Genomic DNA, 14,654 nt, shown 5'->3' with positions numbered 1-14,654 from the left:
GCACTGACCCACTGCCATCGGGAGCAAGCCCCCTCCCACATTTTGCTCTCCACACGCCAGGTAAATGTCCATTGGGAAAAGAAATTTCCTACAGGTATTGACCTTGCCACTAGAGGAACCTTTAGCCTTTTCTTCGAGTACGCCAAATCACAAAAACAAGAATCGAGGGGTTATCAATGGATACTGCTGCCCTGTTACAACGCTCGGATTCCGACCTGTTCACCACGGCCTCGACACTGATGGCCAGTGCCCTGGAACCCGGCGCCCACTACGCCCAGGTCATCCGCGCGCTGGAAGCACTGCTCGCGCTGACCCGGCAAGGCTTGTCGGGGGATGCCGATGCCTACGCCCACTACCAGGCAGCCCTGCTGCAACTGCACATTCCGGGCGATCCACGCACTGAGCCGACCCGCCGTTGGATGGCCAGTGAGGTCTACCGCGCCGAAGATGAGTTCGCCGTTGACCTGCCGGGCTTCACCGCGTTGCCGGTGGATGAGTTCCGACAGCTGGTCGACGCTGAAATCGCCGCGCGCAGCCGGGTCAACCACCCCATGTCGGTGCACCTGTTCCAGGGTACGCCGCCTGTGCAAGATGTGCGGTTCTTCCTGGCGCATCACTGGACCCGCTCCTACAACTTTTACAGCCTGCTGGCCGAACTGGCCTTTCGCTTTGAAGCGATCGAAGACGCCTCGGTGTTCTACCGCAACCTTTACGGTGAAGCGGGTGCCGAGATGCCGGAGCGTTCGCACCCGGCGATGCTGGCCCATCTGATGGAGTATTTCGATATTGCGCTGGCGATCGATTTTCCTGCGCTGCATCCGTTGGAAAAGGCCTACCTCAATAATCGCATTCGCTGCGTGCGCCACACCGATGTCGCCTGGGGCCTTGCACTGCTCTATGCGGTGGAGTCAGTCAGTTGCGTCAACCATCGGCGCATCTACGAGCTGTTGCAACGTCTGGATGTTCCACAGCAACCCAGTGAATTCCATCGCCTGCATGGCACCCAGGATGAGATCGATACCGAGGAGATGTGGGCACTGATTGCCAAGTTCGCCGGCGATGAAGGCTTCCAGCGCACGTTCATGCGCGCGTTGAAACGTCACTTCGAAATCAACAAGGCCTACTTCGACAGTTTGTGGCAGCAGATGCAGGCACAGCGCCTGTCTGCCTGAGCCCTGTGATCGTAGAACAACAATAATGGAGCACATGATGAGCCCACGTAATTTCTCGCAGCCGCAGTTGCAGAATATCCACACCGCCGAAGCCCGCTTGTTGGCCGAAGCGCTGAAGCCCGAGGCAACGTTCAATCGCATCGAAATTGCCGCCAATATGCTGAGCGGCCTGTGCGAGTCGGGCTTGCAGGGCGACGCCGCAAACGCGGCGCAGTGCCAGCAATTGCTGTATATCCTTTCGCTCAGCGATGACGTTGCCAGCGCCTCGACCCGTCGCTGGCTGGCCAATGCCATCTATCGCGTGCAAGAGCGCTTCATGCCGTCGGTGGATCTGGCATCGCCCTTGTCCGAAACCGGCTTCCAGCAACGCCTGGAAGAACAAATTGCCGCGCAATCGCGAGAGCATCACCCGATGTCGCAGTATGTGTTTGAGGGCAAGGCTTCCCGCGAACAACTGCAGGTATTTCTGCGCCATCAATGGTTCCGCACCTACCGCCTGTACCGTGATGCCGCCGACCTGTTGGTCAACCTGACCGACGTCGACGAGGCCGCCGCACTCGGCCGTTATCTGTACGGCGAGTTGGGTGAAGAGGACGAGCAGCGCTCCCACCCTCGGTTGTTGGCCAAGCTCCTCGCCGCCATTGGCCTGACCGCCGATTTCGAAGCCATCTCGACCATGCCCGAAGAAATCGCCTACCTGAACAACCGCGCGCGGTGTTTCCGTAACCCCGATGTCGGCTGGGGCCTGGCGGTGTTCTATATCACCGAGCTGGTGGTGCCCGGCAATCACGGCAAGCTGTACAACGCTTTGCGTAACGCGGGCTTGAGCCAGGACGACGCGCAGTACTACGAAGTGCATATCAGCCTGGTGCCGCCACGGGCCAAGCGTGAATGGGCGCTGATTTCACGTCGTATTCCGGACCTCGGGTTCCAGAACGCGTTTCTGACGTCGCTGGCCGAGCACTTCCGGCTGGAGCGGGCTTATTACGATGCGGTCTGGGAAGAAATGCAGCGCGTGAAATAGCCCTCCCTGGACAACGCGAGTACCCCGACATGCCAAGTCATATAACTGAATCCCGTATCCACGGGGGCGCTTACTCGTCCCCGGAATTTGCCGCGATCTTCTCTGATGCCAATCAGGTGCAGAAGTGGCTCGATGTTGAAACAGCACTGGCGGCGACCCAGGCGCAGATGGGCATCATCCCCCCTGAGGCCGCGCGGGAAATCGCCCGGGTCGCCAGTGTGGAACTGCTGGACCTTGATGCCCTGGGACGCCAAAGCATGGAAACCGGGCATATCCTGGTGCCGACCCTTCGCGCACTGGAGGCCCTGTGCGCCGATGGCCTGGGTGAATACGTGCACTACGGCGTGACCACCCAGGACATCCTCGACACCGGCCTTATGTTGCAGGTCCGCGATGCCTGGGGCCTGGTGTTGCAGCGTTTGCGCGCTATCCGTGGGCATTTGCTCAAGCTTGCGCTGCGACACAAACACACGGCGATGGTCGCCAGGACCCACGGGCAACAAGCGCTGCCCACCACGTTCGGCTACAAGGTGGCAGTGTGGGTCGATGAGATTGATCGACACCTTGAGCGTTTTGACGAAGCCTATGCCCGGGTCATGGTGGGCAATCTCACCGGCGCCGTGGGCACCCTGGCCGGTCTTGGCCCGCAGGGCCTGGAGGTGCAGCGCCGGACTCTGGAAAGCCTCGGCCTGGCGGCACCGTTGAGCAGTTGGCACAGCGCCCGCGACCGCATTCTGGAGGCGGCGTGGTTGCTGGTGCAGGCATCGGCAACCCTGGGTCGGGTTGCCAATGAGATCTACCACCTGCAACGCACCGAGATTGATGAGGTGCGCGAAGGGCGACGGGCAGGGCAGGTGGGGAGCAGCACCATGCCCCACAAGCAAAACCCGTCGACGGTGGATTTGATCAGCGCGCTGTCGCGCCTGGTGCGTGCGCAGATGCTTGCGCTCACCGACGCGGCATTCCAGCTGCATGAACGAGACGGCACCACCTGGCGGATTGAGTGGGCTGCCTTGCCGGAGCTGTTCATCTATGCCGGGGCCTTGCTCGCCCGTATGGAAGGCGTACTGCTGGCCGGCCTGGACGTGCGCGAAGCACGGATGCGCAGCAACCTGGATATGCTCGGCGGGCTGATCCTGTCGGAACGCATCATGCTCGCGCTGGCGCCGCGTCTGGGCAAGCAGACGGCCCATCACCTGATCCACGACATCGCCCTGCAGGCTCAAGGTTCGGGCGGTTCTTTTCGCGAAGCCTTGCTCAGCGATCAACGTCTGCACGGCTGTTTCACCCGCCAGGCGCTCGACGACCTGCTTGACCCGGCCGCCTACACCGGGTTGGCGGCGGAGATGGTCGAGCAGGTGGCCAATAAAACAATCCACCGCTGTTCAAGCGATGACCTTGAAGCGGTGATGGCAACCCAAGGCAATACCAGTCAGTCCCAGTACGCTATGGAGGGTATGTAATGGATGCGCAAACGTTGGAAACGGTAGCCCGTGCGTCTTGCACCGCACGCACCGAACACCTGGGCCTCGATCATGAAGGCGAGCAATGCCGCCATGAACACAGCCACATTCTCGACTCGAAAACCCACGGTTCAGGCTATGCCGGCCCGCAGAGTCGCAAGATCTTCTGCAGTCACTGTCGCTTGCAACGCTGGCTGGATGTGGAAGCCGCGCTGGCCATGGCTCAGGCCGATGTGAATATCATCCCGCGCGAGGCCGCCCTGGAAATCGAAAAAGCCGCCTTGCTGTCGGGCATCAATGTGCGCCAGTTGGCCGACGGCGTGGCTGCCACCGGCCATTCGCTGATGCCGTTGCTGAGCGCCCTGCAAAAAAATTGCAGCCCAAGCGCCCGCGAGTATGTTCACTACGGCGCCACCACCCAGGATATTCAGGACACCGCCCAGTCCCTGGAAATGCGCGACGTCCTCGACGCGATGGACCAGGCCCTGGAGACCTTGCTCGGCAAGTTGTCGACCCTGGCCGATGCGCACCGTGACTCGCTTATGGTGGCCAGGACTCACTCGATCCCGGCATTGCCGACCACCTTCGGGCTGAAGGTCGCCGGCTGGATCGATGAACTGTTGCGGCATCGCCAGCGCCTGGCCGAAGCGCGTCAGCGTGTGCTGGTAGTGCAGCTGTTCGGCGGGGTTGGCACCATGGCGGCGTTCGGCCCGGAAGCGATACCGATGCTGGAACGCTTTGCGCAGCGCCTGTCGCTGCAAGTGCCGCTGACGGGGTGGCACGTGTCCCGTGACCGCGTCGCGGAGTTTGTCAGCACCCTTGCCATGGTCACGGCCTCCTTGGCCCGTGTGGCCGATGAGATCCGCACGCTCAATCGCTGGGAAATCGCTGAAGTGGAAGTGGGCTGGAGCGACCAGCAGATCGGCAGCAGCACCATGCCGCACAAACGCAACCCCGAAGGCTGCGAGCAAGTGGTGGTGTTGGCGCGGCTGGCCAAGGCCCAGGTCATGCTGGCCCTGGACGCGATGATCCTCGAACACGAGCGCGATTATCGCGGCACACGCCTGGAATGGTGTGCGGTGGCGGACGTTTCTCACTATGCGCTGATGGCGCTGTCGATCCTGACCGACACCATCGATGGGCTCACCGTTAACGTCAAAAAGATGGAGGGCACTGCCCATGCCTACGGCGATGCGATCTGCACCGAAGCCGTGGTGTTCGAAATGGCGCGCAAGTTGGGCAAGAGCAGCGCCTACCAGATCATCTTTGAAGTGTCCCAGGCCAGCCAGCGTGATCACGTGTCGATCCGCGCCGCAATCGAAGCCGACGCCCGGGTGCTTGCCGTCATGAATGCAGGCGCTTTGGCGCGACTGTTCGAGCCGAGAACTCACCTGGGCATGTCCGAACACATCGTCGATAACGTGCTGTCCAAACTGGCGGCGCGTTGATCACTGAACAGACTTACACAATCATCAAGGAGCGACAGATGTCCAAACTTATGGAAGTTGATCAAGCCAAGGTTCAACAGTTTTCGGCGCGCATCATGGAGGACTACGGCAACACGCTGCGCGGCGCCATGCTCTACATCGGCGACCAGTTGGGCTTGTTCAAGGCACTGGCCGACGGCGAGGCCGTCACCTTGGAACAATTGGCGCACAAGACCGGCTACAACGCCCGCTACTTGCGTGAATGGCTGGGCAGTATGGTCACCGGAAATTATGTGACCTATGACGCTCAAACTCGCCGCTACCGGATGCCCGCTGAATTTGTGCCGGTACTCGCCGATGAAGACTCGCCGTATTTCGCCGGTGGCATCATCCAGTTGAGCGTGCCGTTCGTAAGCATGGCGCCCAAAGTCATCGAAGCCTTCCGCCATGGCGGTGGCTGCGCCGAAGAAGCGTTCCCGCTGGAAACCTGGAAAGGCATGGAGCGCATGACCATGCCTTGGTACAAGCACTACCTGGTCCAGCACTGGATCCCGTCCCTGGACGGTGTCGAAGAGAAGCTCAAAACCGGCGGCAGTGTGCTGGATTTCGGCTGCGGCGCGGGCCTGGCGGCGATCACTATGGCCAAGGCTTACCCCGAGGCGCGCATCGTCGGCTGCGACTTCCACTTGCCTTCCATCGAGTTGGCGCGCGCCAACGCCGAGGCGGCTGGGGTGGGCGACCGGGTGCAGTTCGAGGTCAACGATTCGGATGCCCTGCGCGGCCAGCAGTTCGACTTCGTGACCACTTTCGTGGTGATCCACGACGCCACTGACCCCCAGCAAATGCTCAAGGATCTGCGCGCCGCCACGGCCAAAGACGGCACCTACCTGATGGTAGAACTCAACCTGTCCGAAGAGTTGCACGAGAACATGAACCTGTTCGGCCGCGTCATGTACCCGCAGAGCACCCTCTATTGCATGACTTGCTCGCTGTCCCATGGCGGGGAAGGGCTGGGAGCGTTCATGGGTGAGAAACGTGCGCGCCAGATGGCGCAGGCGGCCGGTTTCAGCCATTTCCGCAAAGTCCCCTCGGAGTGGCCGCCGATGCCCGCGCTATTCGAACTCAAGCCTTGATGTGAGCTTGCTGTGGCGAAGGCGCTTGCACCCTCGCCACGGTGCGCAGCGTTCCCGAAATATTGCGCAATAAGGCAATTTAATGGCCCCTCTGTAACAAAATCCTCGCCAAAATCACTTTTATTTTCAGGTGGTTAGGCGGGGATGCAAATGCGCACTGTTGGAATGATGCTGATTGCCTGCTCCCTGGCGGGGGGCGCGACCACCGTACAGGCTCGGGAGTTGCGTGAGGGTGACAAGTACATGTGCAGTTGGGGCGCGGGCACAGCTGCCAGGGCTCAGGAGTTGAAGTTGTCCGGAGTGTCGCTGTATGCCGCTCGGCAGAAGATCCAGACCATCAAGTTCAACAAATCCTGGATGCGCATGATGGCCATGGGGATTACCGAGCAAACCTATGACAGCCACTCAAGACTGAAGCCGGAGGCGATCCGCAAAAGTTTTTACCAGGATTGCCTGCGCTACAAAGTCGCACGTAAATAAGCCGAAGCCGTTTAACGACGCTTACAAATCCCCCACAAACCCTGTGTGAGTATTTGCATACAATTGCGCACTTCTTCATGGAGGCTTGTATGCGAGTGCTTATTCGAGCGGCGACAGCCGATGATGTCGATACGCTGTGCGCTATTCGCACCTCGGTGGTGCAAAACCATCTGAGCCTTGAACAGATGGCCGAACGGGGGATCACGCCGCCGGTACTGGTCGATGCGATACGCCAAGCGCCTTGCGCCTGGGTCGCCGAAGTCAACGGCCAGGCCGCCGGATTTTCCATGGTTGATCTGGATGAAGGTGAAGTGTTCGCGATGTTCGTGTTGCCCACACACGAGAACCTGGGCCTGGGACGGCAACTGATGGCAGTGGCTGAAGCCGCTTTGTTTGAACGCCACAACAGGCTGTACCTGATCACTGACGGGCGTGATGAAATCCGTGCCAACGGTTTCTATCAACGCCTGGGCTGGTCCAGCGTCGGCCCAGTTGATGGCGACGATGTTCGCTACGAAAAGAGCAGGGCACCCTAAGGTCATGAGTGCCCAAAAAACCCCATCCTCCAACGGCTTGCTGTATCTCGCCGTGGGGGTGCTGTGCCTCGCGGCGCTACTGGGGTTCTATTTCGTTCAACTCAACGCCCAGGTGGACCGCCAGCGTGAAGAGGCCGCTGAGCGCCTGGCGCTTTGTCGGCAAATGGAGACCGTCGTGGAGGTGAGCGCTGCCAGGCGCGCTGAACTTCAACAGACGTGCAAGCAATTGAGTGAACAGTGATTGAACAGTGTGCCGTACCTAATCAATAACCCTTTTTTATAAATGGACTTATGGCACGGGTATAACCGTTACTTGCACCAAAAAGTGGCACTAACTGTTCCGTTACCATAAAAAACATGTGGTTATTGAATGACTTACGGCGCTTTCAATCCGACGAAAGGATTAAAATAATCTTGTTACACGTTTTTACAGTTGCTACTATAGCCGGGCGTTCACCTCCCACGGTTTATGCATTTTTAAATCCCAAGTTTCCATCAGCTACTTGGGATTTTTTTTGCCTGGAATTAAGTACGGGCAATAACGGCAGCGATACGGCCTGTCATTCGAAACGCGCTCGTTGCCGGGCGAAATGAGGCATGGCTAACACTTTTGCATCAATCGTCCGGCCTGCGGCAAAACCTCATCTACGCTGTTTGGATCACAACCATCAGGTAGGCCCGTACAAGGGCGCTTGTCATGATCTCGATCGTCGAATTCAACCGCATCATGGCCTCGGGGTTCCAGCGTCTTTGCTGCGACTGCACCTTGAACAGCGATGGCTCGCTGCGCATCAGCATCTATGAGCCGCAGTCCGGTCGCGTCGATCTTCTGTTGACGTGCGTATCCCCTGAAGGCCTAAACAGCATCCGTTCCATCTCAAACCTGATTGGTGAGTTGCGTGCCGAGATCAAGGCCGGGCGCCGTGGGTTTGCGGCGGTAGGTTAGTGGTTGTGCGCGGCGTCAGAGGCGCCGCAGGAAGGATTTGACGATGTGACGGGTGGCGTCGGTGGTGTCCAGTTCGTCCAGGGCGCTGTAGGCGTACCACTGGCAGGCAACGATTTCGTTGCACGGCCGCGCCTCCTCGATATTCACCACCGAGGCCTCGAACACGTGGTGCAGCGTGTCGCGGGCCTTCAGCTCTTGCAAGTACAGCAAGCCATCGACGCTTAATCCGGTTTCTTCTTCCAGCTCGCGTTCGGCGGCGCCCACCGGGCGTTCGTCGCGTTCTACCTTGCCGCCCGGCAAGGCCCACTTTGATCTGGCCTTGCGCACAAAGAGAATATGCCCTTCATGTTCGCAAATGACGGTTGCCCTAATTTTCATCGTATGTGCCCCCGCGCCGGATGAATGTCACAAAAGTGTAATGCAAATGTCATGCTAAGTGGTTATGGCGTGCCGGGTTCTGTATGTGGATACTGCCCGATTGACGAAGACGAACGAGGGCATTCGATGAAGACCATACGCTGGGGCATGATCGGCTGTGGCAGTGTCACTGAGTTAAAGAGTGGACCCGCTTTCTACAAAGCGCCAGGTTCGGCATTGGTGGCCGTGATGGGGCGGCGTATCGAGGCGGTGCGCGATTATGCGGCGCGGCACGGTATCGCGCGTTTTCATACCGATGCCCAGGCACTGATCAATGACCCTGAGGTGGATGCGGTCTACATCGCCACACCGCCCGACAGTCACCTTGAATACAGCCTGATGGTGGCGGCGGCGGGCAAGCATTGCTGCGTCGAAAAACCCATGTCGCTGAATGCCGAGCAGAGCGCATTGATGCAACGCACCTTCGAGCGCGCCGGGCTGCACCTGTTTGTTTCCTACTATCGGCGCTCGTTGCCGCGCTTTCAGCAAGTGCGCAGCTGGTTGCAGGAAGGGCGTATCGGTGAGTTGCGGCACCTGACCTGGACCCTGTGCAAGCCTGCCGCTGCAACTGATAGCAACGCCGCCAATTGGCGCACCGATCCGGCCATTGCCGGTGGCGGATATTTCGCCGACCTGGCCAGCCACGGGTTCGACCTGTTCCAGTACCTGGCCGGGGATATTGTCGAGGTCTCAGGCTTTTCCGCGCGTCAGGCCGGGCGCTACGCGGCAGAGGATGCCGTGACGGCCTGCTGGACCTTCGCCAATGGTGCCTTGGGCATGGGCTGCTGGAACTTCGTGGCGGACCGTCGCGAAGACCGTGTCGAATTGATCGGCAGCCGTGGCCGCATTCAGTTTTCAGTGTTCGAGGACCAGCCGTTGCGCCTGGAAGGCGAAACCAGCGAGGTGTTGGAAGTGCCGTGCCATGCACATATCCAGTGGCACCACGTACTGGGCATGAATGCGCATATTCGCGGGGACGCCGAACATCCGTCGCTGGCGATCGAGGCGTTGAAGACCGATATCATCCTGGACAAGGTGTTGCAACGTTACTCCAATCATCCCTAGCTGCCGCGATAGCGTAAGACTTCATTTTTTAAAGGAATACCGGGATGAAATACTGGATGGTGTTGTGGCTCCTGATCGCCACAGTTGCAACTGCGGCGCCGCGTGACCAAGGGCTGCCGGGGGAGTTTGACTTTTATGTGCTGTCGTTGTCGTGGTCACCGACCTTCTGCCTGACGCACCCAGGCAATGAACAGTGCACGGGCAAGGGCTATGGGTTTGTGTTACACGGCTTGTGGCCGCAATACGCGCGGGGAGGATGGCCGGCCTCCTGTGCGCCACAGTCACGCTTGAATGACGAGGAAATGGACAAGGGTGCGGCAATGTTTCCAACCCGTGCGCTGCTCAAGCACGAGTGGGCCAAACATGGCACCTGCAGCGGGCTTGAACCGCTGGAGTATCTGGACAAGACCGACACGGCACTCGGCGCGGTGGTCATCCCGCCGCAACTGCAGCCGTTCAATACACCCGCGTCGCTACAGGCGCGTGAGATTGAGGACTTGTTTCGCGAGAGTAACCCGCGCATGGGCAATCACGGCTTGGCAGTGATCTGCAAGGGCAAGGTGCTGTCGGAGGTGCGCGTGTGCCTGACCAAGGAACTGGCATTCACCGGATGCCCGCGCAGTGTAAAAAGCCAATGCCGTAGCGGTGATATTCGCATTCCGACGCAGCGCTGAGCTCGATTGCGGCAGCCAGGTTGTTCTCGTGACGGCCTAAAAGCAACACTGATCTTGTGGGAGGGAGCTTGCTCCCGATGGCGGCCTCAGGGCCGACCACGAGGCTGGATCAGACCGAGTACATGTCCATTCCTGTGGTAACGGCCGCTATTGGTTCCGCTTTTACAGCGGGTCACTTTGGAAAAGAGGATGGCATGAAGGCTCCAGGACAAAGGCGAAACACGGGTTTTACCAGAAGGTCCGCGAGTGCAGGTATTAATACGACGGTCGTGACGGATGAAAGTGTTACAGCATTGAACAACACGGGTGCCGATTGTTAGGGTAGACGGCCAACAGGAGGGTAAGTACATGGATTTCACCGGCAAAACCGCGATCGTCACCGGCGGCGCACGCGGCTTGGGGCTCAGTTATGCACGAGGGTTGGCCCTGGCCGGTGCCCGTGTGGTCATCAGCGATATTGGTGCCGACAAGATGGGGGCAGGCACCGATGCGTCGGTGGTGCAACAGGCCGCCGACACCCTGCGTGACGAAGGGCTGACGGTGGTGGGCCATGGCGGTGACTTGTCCACGGACGAGGGGTGCCGGCAACTGATCGCGTTTGCCCTCGAAATGTTCGGCCGGCTCGACATCCTGATTCACAACGCCGGTTGGGTGGGTTACCAGCCCATCGCAGAACTGGACGCCAGCTTCCTTCAGCGCGCCATGGACATCAATCTCTACGCGCCGCTGTGGCTGTGCAAGCACGCTTGGCCGCACCTGCTGCGCTCTAGCGCGCCGCGCATCATCCTCACCACTTCCGACCGTGCCATGTATGCGCAATACGAGCAAACCGGGCTAGTGGCTTACAGCGCCGGCAAGATGGCACAGTTGGGCATCATGAACGCGCTGAGTCATGAAGGCGCCGAGGCCGGAATCCGCGTCAACGCGATCTCGCCGGTGGCCAAGACACGCATGTGGGGCGTGACCGACGAGCCGGACGAACTCAAGCCGGAGTGGGTGACGCCGGGGGTCTTGTTCCTTGCTTCGTCGCAGTGCACGGATACCGGCTACATACTGCGCGCCAGCAACGGCCAATTCACCGCGACGCGTTTCAGCGAAAATCCCGGTGTGGATTACCCGCGCAATCTCGCCCGTATAAAAGCGGGGAGTGCTGAAGATGTTGCTGCCGCATGGTCGCGCATCAAACAGCCGCCTACCCAGGCCGTCACCTGAATCTGTCTCCCTCTACCAAGGCTTGACCATGAACAATAGCCCCGTGCGCATCACTGGCGAAGAAACCCTTTCGGACAACTGGTACCTGTTGAAGAAATACAGCTTCGACCTGCGCCGTCGCGACGGTAGCTGGCAAGCCCAGACGCGTGAGGTCTACGACCGGGGCAACGGCGCAACGATCCTTTTGTACAACCGCGAGCGCCGCACGGTGCTGCTGATTCGCCAGTTCCGTATGCCGACGTTCGTCAACGATTACTCCGGCTACCTGATTGAAGCAGCGGCCGGCTTGCTCGACAACACCAGCCCCGAAGAGCGTATACGCCTGGAAGCCGAAGAAGAGACCGGCTACCGCGTGGGGCATGTGGAGAAAATCTATGCAGCGTTTATGAGCCCGGGATCGGTGACTGAACGGATTCACTTTTTTATCGGTGAGTATCAGCCAGGCGATCGAGTTGGGGCGGGCGGTGGCCTGGAAGAAGAGGGCGAGGATATCGAGGTGTTGGAGCTGGGCTTCGAGCAGGCGCTGGCGATGGTGCAGAGTGGGGATATTGTGGATGGAAAAACGATTATGTTATTGCAGCATTTGGAGTTGCGGATACTGAGAGACGGGTGGTGATGGGACCAGGCGTGCAGGCAAAAAAATCCCGCCTGTAAAGACGGGATTGTTTGACCCGGGTTACCGAATCAGGAAGGGAACAGTTCGCTCAACTTCATCGCCAGCATCATGTCGCCTTCGGTGCGCAGCTTGCCGCCCATGAACGCCTGCATGCCGTCGGTGGAACCGTCGACGATGCCTTCCAGGGTCTCGCTGTCCATCACCAGGGTGACCTGGGCGTCAGGGTTTTCACCTTCCTGGAGTTCGCAGGTCTTGTCCTTGACCACCAGCGAAAAATTCTTGGTGTCGTCGATACGGAAACCGAACACCAGGTCCAAGCCTTCGGCAGCGCTTGGGTTGAATTTGGCTTTCATTGCTTCTACAGCTTTGGCTACGTCAGTCATGGTTTCGATCCTTTTATGGTGAGTCCAGTGACCTTGGGGTCACGGTTGGCCGCAGTTCATCGGAAAGTGATGAGCTGCGGCGCCTTCAACAGTTGCAGGTGGGCATGACTGTTGAAGGAAGCCAGTGCCACCTCGCGACCACGGAATTTCAGCTGGTTGAGCGAGGTGTTTACAATTTGCCAGTTCATTTCGAACGCCTGGGCTGCAGGCATTCGGGTAATCAGGTGGAGCAGGGCAGTGATGGTGCCGCCGGACGTGAACACCGCGATTTTGTCGGCGCTCTGGGCGGCCTCAAGGATGCGTTGCAAGCCACCCTGGACCCGCTCGACAAACCCCAGCCAGCTTTCCAGCCCAGGTGGGTCATAGATGCCGGCCAGCCAGCGCTCGATGATCAGGGCGAAGATGCGCTGGAACTCGCTGCGGTTCTGCGGGCCATTGCGCAGGATATGCACGGCATCGGGCTCGCTGCCGAGTAAATCAGGCAGCAGGCCGCGGATGATGGCTTCGCCGTCGAACTCGTTGAAGGCGCTGTCGGTTTCGAGTATGGGGGCCGGCAGGCCGAGGGCGCGGTATTGATCGAACGTGGCGCTGGCGGTGTGTTGCTGGCGACGCAGGTCGCCGGCGATACAGCGGTCGAACACCAGGCCCAGGTCTGCCAGATGGCGACCGAGCACTTGCGCCTGTTCCACGCCGACGGGCGACAGGACGTCATAGTCGTCTGCACCGAAGGAGGCCTGGCCATGTCGAATCAGATAGATGCTGCCCACGTCCGTTTTCCCGGTACGTTGAAAGTCTGGCGAGGTTATGAGGATGCCTGCGAGCTGTCAATGAAAAAACATACGCTTGTTTTAAAAGCCCGTTGGAGCCCGCCTGCTGGCGGTTTGAGCACTGGCTCCAACGCAGTGGCGTCGGTATGCTGGGGCCATCCGCGCCTGGCGCAGTGCATTTTTTAAGGAGACATATGGATTTTCTGGCCGAATACGCGAGCTTTCTGGCGAAGACCGTCACCCTGGTGGTCGCTATTCTGGTGGTATTGATCAGCTTCGCAGCGCTGCGCAGCAAGGGTCGTCGCAAGTCCGCCGGCCAACTGCAGGTCAGCAAGCTGAATGATTTCTACAAGGGCCTGCGCGAGCGCCTGGAGTCGAGCCTGCTCGACAAAGACCAGCTCAAGGCGCTGCGCAAGTCCGAGAGCAAAGCCGAAAAGAAGAAAGACAAGAACAAGCCCCAGGCCAAGGCACGGGTGTTCGTGCTGGATTTCAATGGCGACATCAAGGCGTCGGCGACCGAAAGCCTGCGCCATGAAATCACCGCGCTGCTGAGCCTGGCCACACCCAAGGATGAAGTGGTGCTGCGTCTGGAAAGCGGCGGCGGCATGGTGCACAGCTATGGCCTGGCGTCGTCGCAACTGGCGCGCATCCGCCAGGCCGGCGTGCCGTTGACCGTGTGCATCGACAAGGTGGCGGCCAGCGGCGGCTACATGATGGCGTGCATCGGCGAGAAGATCATCAGCGCACCGTTCGCCATCCTCGGCTCCATCGGCGTGGTCGCGCAGTTGCCCAACGTCAACCGCCTGCTGAAAAAGCACGACATCGACTTCGAAGTGCTGACCGCCGGTGAATACAAACGCACCCTCACGGTGTTTGGCGAAAATACCGAGAAGGGCCGGGAGAAGTTCCAGGAAGACCTGGACATTACCCACCAGTTGTTCAAGAACTTTGTCTCGCGGTACCGCCCGCAATTGGCGATTGATGATGTAGCGACCGGTGAAGTGTGGTTGGGTGTGGCCGCCCTCGACAAACAGTTGGTCGACGAGCTGCAGACCAGCGATGAATACCTGGCCACCAAGGCCAAGACTGCCGAAGTGTTCCACCTGCACTATGCCGAGCGTAAAAGCCTGCAAGAGCGCGTGGGCCTGGCGGCCAGCGGTTCGGTAGACCGGGTATTGCTGACCTGGTGGAGCCGTTTGACCCAGCAGCGGTTCTGGTAAATCCTCAGGCTGTAGGCGGTCCCCTGTGGGAGGGGGCTTGCCCCCGATGGGCACGGACATCCACACAACCTATTAGCTGCCGACCGTAACCACGATGCGAAGCGAGCCGCTCTTGATCT

Annotated in this window: 17 protein-coding genes; 14 read left to right on the top strand and 3 right to left on the bottom strand. The window is 59.6% G+C overall.

The window, feature by feature from the left end; translation table 11 throughout:
- The first annotated feature begins 176 nt into the window (after positions 1-176).
- The 9 genes from E3O56_RS03735 (at position 177) to E3O56_RS03695 (ending at position 8,181) form a co-directional block, all read left to right on the top strand.
- Positions 177-1,172 (top strand): HOASN domain-containing protein, encoded by a 996-nt coding sequence (locus tag E3O56_RS03735; RefSeq protein WP_248127886.1) that lies wholly within the window; start codon positions 177-179, stop codon positions 1,170-1,172.
- A gap of 37 nt (positions 1,173-1,209) precedes the next feature.
- A complete protein-coding gene (locus E3O56_RS03730; protein WP_005787772.1) occupies positions 1,210-2,196 on the top strand; it encodes an HOASN domain-containing protein in 987 nt (328 codons plus the stop codon).
- Between the two features lie 29 nt (positions 2,197-2,225).
- Positions 2,226-3,659, top strand: a complete 1,434-nt coding sequence (gene purB, locus E3O56_RS03725) for an adenylosuccinate lyase (RefSeq protein ID WP_248127885.1) — start codon at positions 2,226-2,228, stop codon at positions 3,657-3,659.
- On the top strand, positions 3,659-5,107 hold the full coding sequence (locus tag E3O56_RS03720) for an adenylosuccinate lyase family protein (protein WP_032876135.1): 1,449 nt from the start codon (positions 3,659-3,661) through the stop codon (positions 5,105-5,107). The genes purB and E3O56_RS03720 overlap by 1 nt, the downstream gene beginning before the upstream one ends.
- Before the next feature lie 38 nt (positions 5,108-5,145).
- Complete coding sequence (locus E3O56_RS03715; RefSeq protein ID WP_032876133.1) at positions 5,146-6,219, top strand: class I SAM-dependent methyltransferase; 1,074 nt, start codon at positions 5,146-5,148, stop codon at positions 6,217-6,219.
- Positions 6,220-6,369: 150 nt separating this feature from the next.
- Positions 6,370-6,699 (top strand): hypothetical protein, encoded by a 330-nt coding sequence (locus E3O56_RS03710; RefSeq protein WP_032803867.1) that lies wholly within the window; start codon positions 6,370-6,372, stop codon positions 6,697-6,699.
- 89 nt (positions 6,700-6,788) lie between these two features.
- A complete protein-coding gene (locus tag E3O56_RS03705; protein ID WP_078821157.1) occupies positions 6,789-7,235 on the top strand; it encodes a GNAT family N-acetyltransferase in 447 nt (148 codons plus the stop codon).
- Between the two features lie 4 nt (positions 7,236-7,239).
- Positions 7,240-7,476, top strand: a complete 237-nt coding sequence (locus E3O56_RS03700; RefSeq protein WP_248127884.1) for a hypothetical protein — start codon at positions 7,240-7,242, stop codon at positions 7,474-7,476.
- Between the two features lie 456 nt (positions 7,477-7,932).
- The gene (locus E3O56_RS03695) at positions 7,933-8,181 is read left to right on the top strand and encodes a DUF1652 domain-containing protein (RefSeq protein ID WP_248127883.1); all 249 of its coding nucleotides are present in this window, start codon (positions 7,933-7,935) and stop codon (positions 8,179-8,181) included.
- 15 nt (positions 8,182-8,196) lie between these two features.
- Here the strand turns inward: E3O56_RS03695 and E3O56_RS03690 are convergent, their stop codons facing one another.
- On the bottom strand, positions 8,197-8,559 hold the full coding sequence (locus tag E3O56_RS03690) for an NUDIX domain-containing protein (protein ID WP_032876122.1): 363 nt from the start codon (positions 8,557-8,559) through the stop codon (positions 8,197-8,199).
- A 126-nt stretch (positions 8,560-8,685) separates the two neighbouring features.
- Here E3O56_RS03690 and E3O56_RS03685 point away from each other — a divergent pair, with 126 nt between their 5' ends.
- The 4 genes from E3O56_RS03685 to E3O56_RS03670 all read left to right on the top strand — a co-directional run bounded on the left by E3O56_RS03685 (position 8,686) and on the right by E3O56_RS03670 (position 12,165).
- Positions 8,686-9,663, top strand: coding sequence for a Gfo/Idh/MocA family oxidoreductase (locus E3O56_RS03685; RefSeq protein WP_032876119.1), 978 nt, complete (start codon positions 8,686-8,688; stop codon positions 9,661-9,663).
- A 44-nt stretch (positions 9,664-9,707) separates the two neighbouring features.
- Positions 9,708-10,337 carry a ribonuclease T2 gene (locus E3O56_RS03680; RefSeq protein ID WP_032876116.1) on the top strand — a complete coding sequence of 210 codons (630 nt, stop codon included), beginning with the start codon at positions 9,708-9,710 and terminating at the stop codon, positions 10,335-10,337.
- A gap of 348 nt (positions 10,338-10,685) precedes the next feature.
- Positions 10,686-11,549 (top strand): SDR family oxidoreductase, encoded by an 864-nt coding sequence (locus tag E3O56_RS03675; RefSeq protein WP_103734367.1) that lies wholly within the window; start codon positions 10,686-10,688, stop codon positions 11,547-11,549.
- Positions 11,550-11,577: 28 nt separating this feature from the next.
- Positions 11,578-12,165, top strand: coding sequence for an NUDIX domain-containing protein (locus E3O56_RS03670; RefSeq protein WP_248127882.1), 588 nt, complete (start codon positions 11,578-11,580; stop codon positions 12,163-12,165).
- Positions 12,166-12,233: 68 nt separating this feature from the next.
- Here the strand turns inward: E3O56_RS03670 and E3O56_RS03665 are convergent, their stop codons facing one another.
- The gene (locus E3O56_RS03665) at positions 12,234-12,548 is read right to left on the bottom strand and encodes an SCP2 sterol-binding domain-containing protein (protein ID WP_005788868.1); all 315 of its coding nucleotides are present in this window, start codon (positions 12,546-12,548) and stop codon (positions 12,234-12,236) included.
- 56 nt (positions 12,549-12,604) lie between these two features.
- Entirely contained in the window at positions 12,605-13,315 is a 711-nt protein-coding gene (locus E3O56_RS03660; protein ID WP_248127881.1) for a histidine phosphatase family protein, read from the bottom strand.
- Positions 13,316-13,509: 194 nt separating this feature from the next.
- Between E3O56_RS03660 and sohB the strand changes: the two genes are divergently transcribed.
- Positions 13,510-14,535, top strand: a complete 1,026-nt coding sequence (gene sohB, locus E3O56_RS03655) for a protease SohB (protein ID WP_032876106.1) — start codon at positions 13,510-13,512, stop codon at positions 14,533-14,535.
- Positions 14,536-14,654: the final 119 nt, after the last annotated feature.

The sequence above is a fragment of the Pseudomonas sp. W2Aug9 genome (genome assembly GCF_023127755.1).
Taxonomy (GTDB): domain Bacteria; phylum Pseudomonadota; class Gammaproteobacteria; order Pseudomonadales; family Pseudomonadaceae; genus Aquipseudomonas; species Aquipseudomonas synxantha_A.
This window is presented reverse-complemented; position numbering and strand designations above follow the sequence as displayed.

Coding starts and splice junctions, on each gene's coding strand:
- E3O56_RS03680 (WP_032876116.1), top strand. CDS start 9,708: ATGAAATACTGGATGGTGTTGTGGCTCCTGATCGCCACAGTTGCAACT.
- sohB (WP_032876106.1), top strand. CDS start 13,510: ATGGATTTTCTGGCCGAATACGCGAGCTTTCTGGCGAAGACCGTCACC.
- E3O56_RS03710 (WP_032803867.1), top strand. CDS start 6,370: ATGCGCACTGTTGGAATGATGCTGATTGCCTGCTCCCTGGCGGGGGGC.
- E3O56_RS03730 (WP_005787772.1), top strand. CDS start 1,210: ATGAGCCCACGTAATTTCTCGCAGCCGCAGTTGCAGAATATCCACACC.
- E3O56_RS03720 (WP_032876135.1), top strand. CDS start 3,659: ATGGATGCGCAAACGTTGGAAACGGTAGCCCGTGCGTCTTGCACCGCA.
- E3O56_RS03695 (WP_248127883.1), top strand. CDS start 7,933: ATGATCTCGATCGTCGAATTCAACCGCATCATGGCCTCGGGGTTCCAG.
- E3O56_RS03685 (WP_032876119.1), top strand. CDS start 8,686: ATGAAGACCATACGCTGGGGCATGATCGGCTGTGGCAGTGTCACTGAG.
- E3O56_RS03735 (WP_248127886.1), top strand. CDS start 177: ATGGATACTGCTGCCCTGTTACAACGCTCGGATTCCGACCTGTTCACC.
- E3O56_RS03665 (WP_005788868.1), bottom strand. CDS start 12,548: ATGACTGACGTAGCCAAAGCTGTAGAAGCAATGAAAGCCAAATTCAAC.
- E3O56_RS03715 (WP_032876133.1), top strand. CDS start 5,146: ATGTCCAAACTTATGGAAGTTGATCAAGCCAAGGTTCAACAGTTTTCG.
- E3O56_RS03690 (WP_032876122.1), bottom strand. CDS start 8,559: ATGAAAATTAGGGCAACCGTCATTTGCGAACATGAAGGGCATATTCTC.
- E3O56_RS03675 (WP_103734367.1), top strand. CDS start 10,686: ATGGATTTCACCGGCAAAACCGCGATCGTCACCGGCGGCGCACGCGGC.
- E3O56_RS03670 (WP_248127882.1), top strand. CDS start 11,578: ATGAACAATAGCCCCGTGCGCATCACTGGCGAAGAAACCCTTTCGGAC.
- E3O56_RS03700 (WP_248127884.1), top strand. CDS start 7,240: ATGAGTGCCCAAAAAACCCCATCCTCCAACGGCTTGCTGTATCTCGCC.
- purB (WP_248127885.1), top strand. CDS start 2,226: ATGCCAAGTCATATAACTGAATCCCGTATCCACGGGGGCGCTTACTCG.
- E3O56_RS03705 (WP_078821157.1), top strand. CDS start 6,789: ATGCGAGTGCTTATTCGAGCGGCGACAGCCGATGATGTCGATACGCTG.